This window comes from Rhizobium sophorae, assembly GCF_013087515.1.
Lineage (GTDB): Bacteria > Pseudomonadota > Alphaproteobacteria > Rhizobiales > Rhizobiaceae > Rhizobium > Rhizobium sophorae.
The window spans coordinates 1-9,658 of record NZ_JABFCN010000007.1 but is presented as its reverse complement, the minus strand read 5'-3'; the positions used below and the strand labels follow the sequence as shown (position 1 = coordinate 9,658).

Below are 9,658 nucleotides of genomic sequence, written 5' to 3'. Positions count from 1 at the left end.
CACGGTTTGCCGTTCCTGCCAGAAGACGCACTCGGCATAGTTCGCCGGTCGGCATAAACGTGTAAGCTCAATACTGTCGATCCGCTTGCCTATTTGACCTGCACACTCACCGCCATTGCCAACGGTCACAAGCAGCGCCAGATTGAGGGTCTCCTGCCGTGGAATTACTCCTTAGCATAATGGGTGTTTGAAGGCTTTCGTCGGCCCGTTAGCGAAACGACGACGCAGCTATGTGTTTGGCTCTAGATTCGGTCTCCAGGAACTGGGTAAAATTGATCCTGTGCCTTTAACGACCTGTTTCTTGATCACCGTTACCCTGCCCAGGTGGCCGTTCGGCGCTAACCAATACAGTTCCAGAGAGGCGGAGCGTGCAGCAGATTCATTATCGCTTATTTCGCTGTGTGCTTTTTGCTGGCCTTCTCGTGGCGGCTTCGTGCTCGGACAACAGGGCGACCGCAGTAGTGAGCAAATTTGCCGAAAGCGAACTTCACTACATTGGGACTGGATGTGAGGGGCCATTCTGGGCCATTCGAGACGGCAACTTCGTCGCCTTCGACGGGGCGGCGTATCGGGTCCAGATGGAGAATGTCACCCTTGAGGATATCGGTTCGCATCGCGTTTCCATGTCCTCGCCATTGCCAAAAGGGAACCTTGTTACGACATTTGTTGGTTTCCACGCAGAACTGAGCCGGTTAGGCGCATAATTTCCATTGAGAATTGAGCCATGTGAACCTTCCCCCAACGCGGAGAGCGACGGGGGCAACGGAGTGATCCACATGGGACTTTTAAACATCATCCGTCGGATGGCGCTGCGCGAGAAGCAGTCGATCCGCGAGATCAGCCGGCGCACTGGACTGTCACGCAACACGATCGCGAAGTATTTGAGTGCCGGTACGATCGAGCCGACGTTCACGGTACCGGAACGACCGAGCAAGCTTGATCCTTTTGCCGACAAACTTGCTGGCTGGCTGCAGACCGAGGCCGGAAGGTCGCGCAAGCAGCGCCGAACGCTGAAGCAGCTTCATGCCGATCTGGTGGTTCTCGGCTTTACCGGCTCCTATGGACGGGTCGCCGCGTTCGCCCGTGAGTGGCGGGTTGAGCAGCAGACGGCGGGCCGCGGCATATTCGTTCCGCTGTCTTTCCGCCCAGGCGAAGCATTCCAATTCGATTGGAGTGAGGACTATGCCGTAATCGGCGGCGAGCGCACGAAGCTTCAGGTCGCCCATATCAAGCTATCACACAGTCGCGCCTTTCTGGTCAGAGCTTACCTGCTGCAGACGCACGAGATGCTCTTCGACGCTCACTGGCACGGGTTCCGCGTGTTCGGCGGCGTACCTGGTCGCGGCATCTATGATAACATGAAGACCGCGGTCGATCGTGTTGGCCGCGGCAAGGAACGGCAGGTCAACGTCCGCTTCCAGGCGATGACGAACCACTACGTCTTTGCGCCCGAGTTCTGCAATCCCGCCGCAGGCTGGGAGAAAGGCCAGGTCGAGAAGAACGTCCAGGATGCCCGACCACGGCTGTGGCAACAGATGCCGGACTTTCCAGATTTAGCGGCGTTGAACGCATGGCTGGAACAGCATTGCCAGGACCTGTGGCGCGAGACACCGCATGGCACCTTGTCCGGTTCGATCGCAGATGTTTGGGGTGATGAGCAGCCTGCCTTAATGGCATTGCCCGCCATGTTTGACGGCTTCGTCGAGCAGAGCAAGCGCGTCTCACCGACATGCTTGATCACCTTCGAGCGTAATCGTTACAGTGTGCCTGCATCATTTGCGAACCGGCCCGTCAGCCTGCGGATTTATCCCGAGCGGCTGGTCGTTGCAGCCGAGGGCAATATCCTCTGCGAACATCCGCGGATCATAGAACGCAGCCACGACAAACCACCACGGACGATTTATGACTGGCGGCATTACCTTGCCGTCATCCAGCGCAAGCCCGGTGCTTTGCGCAATGGCGCACCCTTCCTGGAATTGCCGCCGGGCTTTCGACAACTGCAGGATCAGATGCTTCGCCGCCCCGGTGGTGATCGGGAGATGGCCGACATCCTCGCTCTGGTTCTTCATCACGACGAACAGGTTGTCGTCAGGGCTGTGGAACTGGCTCTGGATCAAGGCGTCGCGACCAAGACGCATGTGCTGAACCTGCTGCATCGTCTGATCGATGGGAAGACGACTGATGGTCCTGACATCGACACGCCACAGGCGCTGACCTTGCTGCTTGAACCCAAGGCCAATGTAGAACGCTATGACGGTCTGCGGGTCCGGATCGTAGGAGGTCGTCATGCGTCATGATCCTGCCAGCGCCGCCGTCGTCATCATGCTGCGTAGCCTGAAGATGTATGGCATGTCTCAAGCCGTCACGGACCTGATCGAGCAAGGGGCTCCAGCGTTTGATGCAGCCGTGCCGATCCTGTCCCAATTGCTGAAAGCCGAAATGGCCGAACGCGAGGTCCGCTCCATCGCCTATCATATGAAGGCTGCCCGCTTCCCGGCCTACAAAGACATCTCCGGATACGACTTCGCCGCCAGCGAAGTCAACGAAGCGACGGTGCGCCAACTAAACCGATGCGAGTTCATCGACGGAGCGCAGAATATCGTGCTTGTCGGCGGGCCGGGCACAGGCAAAACACATGTCGCGACCGCCCTCGGTGTCCAGGCGATCGAGCATCATCGCCGAAAGGTCCGCTTCTTCTCGACCATCGAATTGGTCAATGGGCTCGAGCAGGAGAAGGCCAAAGGAAAAGCAGGCCAGATCGCCGAGACACTGGTTCGCCTCGATCTGCTGATCCTCGATGAGCTGGGATACCTTCCGTTCAGTGCTTCGGGTGGAGCGCTGCTCTTCCACCTCTTGAGCAAGCTTTACGAGCGCACCAGCGTCATCATCACCACCAATCTCAGCTTCAGCGAATGGGCCACGGTCTTCGGCGACGCCAAGATGACGACCGCTCTGCTCGATCGCCTGACCCACCGTTGCCATATCCTGGAAACCGGGAACGACAGCTTCCGCTTCAAAGCCAGCTCGGCCGCCGCGGCACAAAAGAGAGGAGAAAAGGCCAACCCATTGACCAAAGCATGATCAGAAAACCATACTTAGAGGTGGCTCACTTCTCGGTGGAAAAACCGGCTCAGTTCCGCGTGGAAACCAACAGACATTCTTGCTCAAGCACGATGATACAGTCGCCATAATCGAAGGCATTCGCCCGGTTCCAGATTTCACGCCTGAGCAATGGGCATCGGCTTATGGCGCTCAGATGCGACAAGCGTCAGAGACATTAAGAGCGAGCCCCTCATTGGTTTTATGCCCGGCTTCGAAAAGCTAGAGTAGGACTGCAATTGGCGCGATGCAGTCGTCCCCGGCCTCGCAAGACAGTTCGAAACGCCTAAAGCATCTTGATCGAGTGCGACCGGGACCCCGCTTACTCTTCCATCACTGATGAAACAACGTGACATCGCCCCCCCCCGGCGCGCAAAATACCACGCTCCATCCATGAGGGCGCTCGCGACATGGCTCGCGATATCGCCAAAACGGAAGCCTATGTCACTTCGAGGCGGGAGAGGAAAAAGGTCGAGATGCTCTTTGCTCACCTCAAACGCATCCTCAGATTGGATCGCTTGCGACTACGAGGGCCGAATGGAGCTAGAGATGAGTTCCACCTCGCAGCCGCAGCCCAAAACCTCCGGAAACTCGCAAAGCTACAAAGCTAATCCCGACGCCGATGCCGAAACCAGCATAAAGGGAGCTACACCTTGGCGCGCCAGCCGCAATCCAGATGCTGCCGCACGATCTCGACGCGACTTTATCAATGGTATCGGCCCATTACCGCCATCCCGACTATTTCTAGGGCATTGGCTTCTGATTGGGATTCGCGGCCAGGAATTCGCCAAGAGCCCGGTCCTCGGCATGGCGTTTCTGCTGATCGATAATCACGAAGTTGGTACCCAACTCGACCTGAAGCAAAAGCAGAAGCTGGTCCACATCGCTATTGAAGCGGTCGCACCTGGCTTGCGTCCAGAGGCTTGGATCAGGTGGATACAATGGGTTGAGGTAGCTAAGATATTCTTGATCAAGACGGTTGATGAGCGAGTGAACGTTGCTTGGCAATAAAAGCCGGGGGGGAAGTGCGACATCCCCTTGAAGGTCATACACGGTCGCATCAAGCGGTCCGACGCCTAATTTGGATCGGGTAGCATCATCACCCGCCCACAAGCATCCGCCAGCCCCAAAATCAAAGAAAAATCGTAGTGTACCTTTTGTCATGGTGGGAACAGTCATGTTTTACGAAATGTCCGCAAGTGGCGCATCGTTGCCATCTCTATCACAGCGGTATTACTCGAAACAGCAATACGCGCACGGTCAAGGTGCGAGGCAAACAGCGCTAACTCCGATGTGTGGGCGCCTGTTCGTGTTCCGCGGGCGTGGCGGCGGCCTGATCAAGGTCATCTGGCATGATGGTCAGGGAGCCTGCCTGTTCACGAACGATCGGCGTTCATACTACACCTCTTTCCTCGCCAGTTGATGTTTTTGGCTCAGTTTGCGTTTCTCGATACGCAGCAGCGCGATTCTTGAGGGGGTTCCATCGGCTGCATTGCTTTTGCGGCAGGTCTCCATCGGCGATTTCGTACAGGCTATAGTGCCCGTTATAGGCATGTCTGGTGATGAGGCCAAATTTGGCCCATCTGGCGACGGTTTGCTCGCTGATATTGAGATGCGCTGCCGCTTCCTGTCTTGTCAGCATTCCCCGCTGTCGCAGTCGATCATATCGTGATCGCAGCTTATATTCGTGGATGAGATAGGCGACTTTGAGGGGTGTAAAGCGGGCGTCCTGGCAGCCGCGACGTGCGGTTCCACCTGGGCGATGTCCCTGCTCGTTTAGAATCTCGGCGATCTCGGGATAAATGTAATCGTCGAGAAGCCTATCGACCAGTTCAATGATACTGGGCTTTGTCTTGATCTGCTGAGGAGAGGATTTTGGGTTCATGGTGGTGAGCGTCTGGATTTTGCCGCCCTTGAAGCGAACGTGAAGCTTGGTGGTTCCTTCCGCTGGCAGCTTTAAGAGAGTGACATCCTCAATGATGTGGGCCAGTAATCGCTTGCGTTCGCGGCTTAGGGTATCCGGCTCTTTCCAGAGCTGGTTGAAGTCGGCCGTCATCGCGACTAACCGTTCGTGGACAGCTTTATCGAGGATGAATTGATCGTGCTCTCGGCCACGTTCGCGCTCTTCGCGGGCACTGGCCAGCGTGCGAAGCTTCTCGTTCCATTCACCTTCGAGCGTGTCGGCGACGAGGCGGTTACTAGGATCGACAAGCATGAAGCGGCGCTGAGCGAGCTCGGCTTCCGTTTGGGCGCGTTCGATTGCGCGACAGCGCAGCCGGTCTGCTTCTTCATGCCGGGCTTGGATCTCCTTGCGGACTTCGAGAGCGAGTTCGACGGCCGCCGGCGTCATTTGCTCGGCAATCAGCATACCGATGGCTTCATCGACGGGAGGCCCGGCGATCGACTGACACATAGGCTCCCCACGATAAATGCGGGCACGATTACAAATGTACCAGGCTTCCTGCCGGCCACGCCGCGCCGCATAGCGAACCCTAAGATGGCTGCCGCACTGCCCACATACGGCCCGGCCTTGCAGCAGTGCCGGTCCCTCCCTTGGGATTGAAGCTCGTGCCGCTTCAAATCCACGGCCATTCGCCTTGAGGATCTTCAGATTCTCCTGATGTCGCTCCCAGCTGATATAGCCGGGATGAGCATCGGGAATGCAGGCCGGCCAGTCATCAATGTCGCGCGCACGCAGAGTCTTTTTGCCGTCGATGGTGCGTCGAAACTGTCGTCGGCCATAGGTATAGGCGCCAGCGTAGCGCGGATTGTTCAGGACACGCATCGCCGTCGATGCGGTCAGCGGCCGAAACAGCGTGCCGCCGTTGTGTAGGCGCGATGGAAACAATAGGCCTTCATTGCGAAAGACCTTGACGGTCTGGGAGGCGGACCCGAGGCGAGAGAACATCTCAAAGAAATGAATGATCGTTTCTCTGACTTGCATGTCTGGATCGAGCGTCACATTGCCGAAATGGTCATAGACCAACCCAGTCGGCAGGAGGCAACGAAACTCGCCGCGCCGCACCTTGTTGAGAATGCCGCCGCGTAGCCGGGCTTTGATCACATGCAGTTCGGCCTCACTCATTGTTCCCTTGAGGCCGAGCAGGAGCCGGTCGTTGAAACTTGCCGGATCATAGACGCCGTCCTCGTCGAGGATCAGGGTGTCGGCAAGGGCGCAAATCTCCAGCAGACGCTGCCAGTCGGCATTGTTGCGCGCCAGACGCGAGACCTCCAGGCCCATGACGATCCCGGCATGTCCCATGCCGACGTCGCTGACCAGCCGCTGAAACCCCTCGCGCCACACCGCCGATGCACCGGACTCTCCTTGATCGTTGTCGATGACGATAATCTGCTCGTCGCGCCAGCCGAGGGCGACAGCGCGTCCCCGAAGCGCATATTGCCGCCTGGCGCTCTCGACGTTCTCGACGACTTGCCGCATGGAAGACTGGCGGATGTAGAGGTAGGCGCCACGTTCGAGGTGATGAGGCTGGACTTTGAGATGTACATTCATGGTGACCTCCGATCGTTGGTGCTCATAGCGATTGTCGCAAGGACGTGAACGACGGCGCTGTGTCCGCCGCGCAGCGGCCAAGCCATTGACGATGGGTAATTCTGCTCTGGCGGGGTGACTGCTGTTGCGGTCAGCGCCTGAGCCCATCCCCACATGCCCCGGCGCAGAAAGAGCATCAGGCCGCTACGGGCCATAAGTGGCAGCGCTGCGCCGAAGGCGGCCTTGCGCAATACCTCGTACTGGGACGCGATGGTCGACGGTTGGGTCGGGCATGCCGCCGTCGCGGCAATGTTTACGTGTCGCTTTTTTTTAGAACCCGCTCGATCGATCTGGGATGAAGCTCGATATCGAGTTCCTGGCGGAGCAGCTTGGCCAGTTCCCGGGCGCGAACGGGTTCTCCTGGGGCGGTCTGCGCCTGCAGAAATGCCAGGACTTTGTCGTCGATCTTGTGGGGACCGCGGGGGCCCGGCTTTGTCGGCACCAGTCCGGCAATCCCGGCCATGTCGAAGTTCACCTTGGCCTGGTAATAGGTTGGCCTGGAAACACCGTACTCGTCGGAGGCCTCCGTCACCGACACCTTGTCGATGGACACGCGACGCAGCATCTCGTATTTGACCTGCACGGCGTCGTGCGGATCGAAGAACTCGCTGCCCCGAAACTTTGGATCGCGCACCTTCTCGGGGGTGGGATTGAACGTGCCCTCTTCGATGAGGACATCCATCTTTGTGCGCTTGCTCTCGTACTTCGCAGACATCAATGGCTCCGAGGACATGAAGCGGCGTTAGCGTAATGCTAATTATGCCGCATTCTGCTACCTCGTCAAGGCGATGTTTATGGTCTATCTGACGCGATATCTCGTATTTGCAGGCGTACCATCTCATAAAAACGACCTCTTGCGGCATAATCCACTTTACAGATGCGACATATTTACCTTTACACTTCAGCGCGTCAGCGCGGGCTCGATTTGCTCGAAAGGCGCTCCACCAGAGTGGCCAACTCCATTAAGTCGACAATCCGCAAGAGCAATCGTCCGTTGCTCATGACGACTTCGGGATCCAGGCTCACAAGATCAGTCCATTGCGGAGGAACCGACCAAACAGTGGCGTCCTCGGTCTGCAGCAAAAGGCGTTCACCATGCCGGTTGTAGCGCTTGCCGATGCACGGCAACTGTCGTGGGAATAAAGGATGAAACGGATGCGTTACCCGCACTAACTGCGTATCTGCGTTGGCAGTGGCTGCATTCTGTTGTGAGGTACAAGAAGTTGGAACGTGGACGTTTCATATGGCCGTCGGCGGCCGATGGAACGGTCGTGATTACGCCTGGGCAGCTCGGTTATTTGCTGGAAGGTATCGACTGGCGGATGCCGCAAAAGACCTGCGACCAACCTCGGTCGGATGAGCAAAAATACTGGAATAGCGGGGGCGAATATGATTCCATCTCGCCATGAACAGCCCTGTCGACCAGCTTCCAGATGACCTTGCCAGTGCGCTCGCACTGCTGGCCGAAGAGCGAGCGCTGCGTGTTGCTGCCGAGGTGGAAGCGGCGACAGCCAAGGCGGAAGCTGCCAGCGCAAAAGCGCTCGTGTCACATTCCGAGGCGCTGATCGCGCGGCTGAAGCTGGAGATCGAGAAGGTCCGCCGAGAGCTTTACGGCAGCCGCTCTGAGCGCAAGGCGCGGCTTCTCGAACAGATGGAACTGCAACTCGAAGAACTCGAAGCTGATGCCGGCGAAGACGAACTCGCGGCAGAGATGGTTGCCAAAAGCTCGACCGTCAGGGCCTTCGAGCGCAAGCGTCCGTCACGCAAGCCCTTTCCTGAACACCTGCCGCGCGAGCGCGTCGTTATTGCCGCCCCATCCAGTTGCCCATGCTGTGGATCGGCCAAGCTGTCGAAGCTCGGCGAGGATATCACCGAGACCCTGGAGGTCATTCCGCGTCAGTGGAAGGTTATCCAGACGGTGCGGTAGAAGTTCACCTGCCGCGAGTGCGAGAAGATCACGCAGCCGCCAGCACCCTTCCATGTGACACCCCGCGGCTTTGCCGGCCCGAACCTTCTGGCGATGATCCTGTTTGAGAAGTTCGCGCAGCATCAGCCGCTCAATCGCCAAAGCGAGCGCTATGCCCGAGAGGGGATCGATCTCAGCCTGTCGACGCTTGCCGATCAGGTCGGCGCGTGTGCCGCAGCCCTGAAGCCCATCCATTCGTTGATCGAGGCCCATGTCCTGGCGGCCGAGCGGCTGCATGGCGACGACACGACCGTGCCGATCCTGGCGAAGGGAAAGACCGATACCGGCCGCATCTGGACCTACGTTCCGGACGATCGGCCGTTCGGCGGACAGTCACCGCCCGCCGCCCTCTACTATTCCTCTCGGGATCGGCGGCAGGAGCATCCAGAGCGACATCTGAAGACCTTCACCGGCATTCTGCAGGCGGATGCCTATGGCGGCTATAACCCGCTGTTCAAAGCAGATCGCGATCCCGCGCCTCTGCGCCAAGCACTCTGCTGGGCACATTCGCGCCGCAAGTTCTTCGTGCTGGCCGACATTGCCACGAACGCCAAACGTGGCAGCAAAGCCGGACCGATCTCACCGATGGCATTGGAGGCCGTCAAACGGATCGATGCCCTGTTCGATATCGAACGGGAGATCAACGGTCTTAGCCCCGAGCAGCGCCAGGAGCGCCGCCGCAAAGACAGCCAGCCGCTCGTCGAAGAACTGCATGACTGGCTCCAAACTGAGCGGGCAAAGCTGTCGCGCAGTTCTCCTGTCTCTGAGCCGATCGACTACATGTTGAAGCGCTGGAACGGCTTCACGGCCTTCCTCGAAGACGGCCGGATTTGCCTGACGAATAATGCCGCCGAACGCGCGCTCAGAGGCTTTGCTCTCGGAAGAAAGTCATGGCTCTTCGCCGGATCGGATCGTGGCGCTGATCGTGCCGCCTTCATGGCCACGCTGATCATGACGGCATTATGCCGCGCGCGGCATAAGGCAGTTTATGCCGACCGGCGAACTATGCCGAGTGCGTCTTCTGGCAGGAACGGCAAACCGTG

Annotated in this window: 9 protein-coding genes and 3 pseudogenes; 8 read left to right on the top strand and 4 right to left on the bottom strand. The window is 58.3% G+C overall.

Going from position 1 to position 9,658, the window contains the following annotated elements; all coding sequences use genetic code 11:
- Positions 1–57 precede the first annotated feature (57 nt).
- The 5 genes and pseudogenes from G9X64_RS04440 to G9X64_RS04420 all read left to right on the top strand — a co-directional run.
- Positions 58–180, top strand: a pseudogene (locus G9X64_RS04440) (transposase domain-containing protein); the annotation flags it as partial.
- A gap of 188 nt (positions 181–368) precedes the next feature.
- Positions 369–704, top strand: a complete 336-nt coding sequence (locus G9X64_RS04435) for a hypothetical protein (RefSeq protein WP_096772308.1) — start codon at positions 369–371, stop codon at positions 702–704.
- 72 nt (positions 705–776) lie between these two features.
- Positions 777–2,297 carry an IS21 family transposase gene (gene istA, locus G9X64_RS04430; RefSeq protein ID WP_141399585.1) on the top strand — a complete coding sequence of 507 codons (1,521 nt, stop codon included), beginning with the start codon at positions 777–779 and terminating at the stop codon, positions 2,295–2,297.
- Positions 2,287–3,081, top strand: coding sequence for an IS21-like element helper ATPase IstB (gene istB, locus G9X64_RS04425; protein ID WP_096772310.1), 795 nt, complete (start codon positions 2,287–2,289; stop codon positions 3,079–3,081). The genes istA and istB overlap by 11 nt, the downstream gene beginning before the upstream one ends.
- A gap of 383 nt (positions 3,082–3,464) precedes the next feature.
- Positions 3,465–3,739, top strand: a pseudogene (locus G9X64_RS04420) (transposase); the annotation flags it as partial.
- Between the two features lie 104 nt (positions 3,740–3,843).
- On the opposite strand, the gene G9X64_RS37245 reads toward G9X64_RS04420, so the two are convergent.
- Positions 3,844–4,278: a hypothetical protein gene (locus G9X64_RS37245; protein ID WP_376766383.1), complete on the bottom strand. Its 435-nt coding sequence runs from the start codon at positions 4,276–4,278 to the stop codon at positions 3,844–3,846.
- On the opposite strand from G9X64_RS37245, the gene tnpB (G9X64_RS37240) reads away from it, so the two are divergent.
- A complete protein-coding gene (gene tnpB / locus G9X64_RS37240) occupies positions 4,262–4,522 on the top strand; it encodes an IS66 family insertion sequence element accessory protein TnpB (RefSeq protein ID WP_376766382.1) in 261 nt (86 codons plus the stop codon). The genes G9X64_RS37245 and tnpB (G9X64_RS37240) overlap by 17 nt on opposite strands.
- Here tnpB (G9X64_RS37240) and G9X64_RS04405 read toward each other — a convergent pair.
- From G9X64_RS04405 to G9X64_RS37235, 3 genes are all read right to left on the bottom strand, one after another.
- Entirely contained in the window at positions 4,493–6,610 is a 2,118-nt protein-coding gene (locus G9X64_RS04405) for a recombinase family protein (protein ID WP_096772313.1), read from the bottom strand. The two genes, tnpB (G9X64_RS37240) and G9X64_RS04405, sit on opposite strands and share 30 nt — an antisense overlap.
- 292 nt (positions 6,611–6,902) lie before the next feature.
- Positions 6,903–7,331, bottom strand: coding sequence for a helix-turn-helix domain-containing protein (locus G9X64_RS04400; RefSeq protein ID WP_245424676.1), 429 nt, complete (start codon positions 7,329–7,331; stop codon positions 6,903–6,905).
- Between the two features lie 227 nt (positions 7,332–7,558).
- On the bottom strand, positions 7,559–7,819 hold the full coding sequence (locus G9X64_RS37235) for a DUF5372 family protein (RefSeq protein WP_239621142.1): 261 nt from the start codon (positions 7,817–7,819) through the stop codon (positions 7,559–7,561).
- On the opposite strand from G9X64_RS37235, the gene tnpB (G9X64_RS04390) reads away from it, so the two are divergent.
- Entirely contained in the window at positions 7,783–8,058 is a 276-nt protein-coding gene (tnpB, locus tag G9X64_RS04390; RefSeq protein WP_170961542.1) for an IS66 family insertion sequence element accessory protein TnpB, read from the top strand. The genes G9X64_RS37235 and tnpB (G9X64_RS04390) overlap by 37 nt on opposite strands.
- Positions 8,055–9,575 (top strand): annotated as a pseudogene (tnpC, locus tag G9X64_RS04385) (IS66 family transposase); the annotation flags it as partial. The gene tnpB (G9X64_RS04390) and the pseudogene tnpC, both read left to right, overlap by 4 nt.
- Between the last annotated feature and the right edge of the window lie 83 nt (positions 9,576–9,658).

Excerpts from the sequence above, each read along its gene's own strand:
- istA (WP_141399585.1), top strand. The coding sequence starts at position 777 with ATGGGACTTTTAAACATCATCCGTCGGATGGCGCTGCGCGAGAAGCAG.
- istB (WP_096772310.1), top strand. The coding sequence starts at position 2,287 with ATGCGTCATGATCCTGCCAGCGCCGCCGTCGTCATCATGCTGCGTAGC.
- tnpB (WP_376766382.1), top strand. The coding sequence starts at position 4,262 with ATGGTGGGAACAGTCATGTTTTACGAAATGTCCGCAAGTGGCGCATCG.
- G9X64_RS37245 (WP_376766383.1), bottom strand. The coding sequence starts at position 4,278 with ATGACTGTTCCCACCATGACAAAAGGTACACTACGATTTTTCTTTGAT.
- G9X64_RS04405 (WP_096772313.1), bottom strand. The coding sequence starts at position 6,610 with ATGAATGTACATCTCAAAGTCCAGCCTCATCACCTCGAACGTGGCGCC.
- G9X64_RS04400 (WP_245424676.1), bottom strand. The coding sequence starts at position 7,331 with ATGGATGTCCTCATCGAAGAGGGCACGTTCAATCCCACCCCCGAGAAG.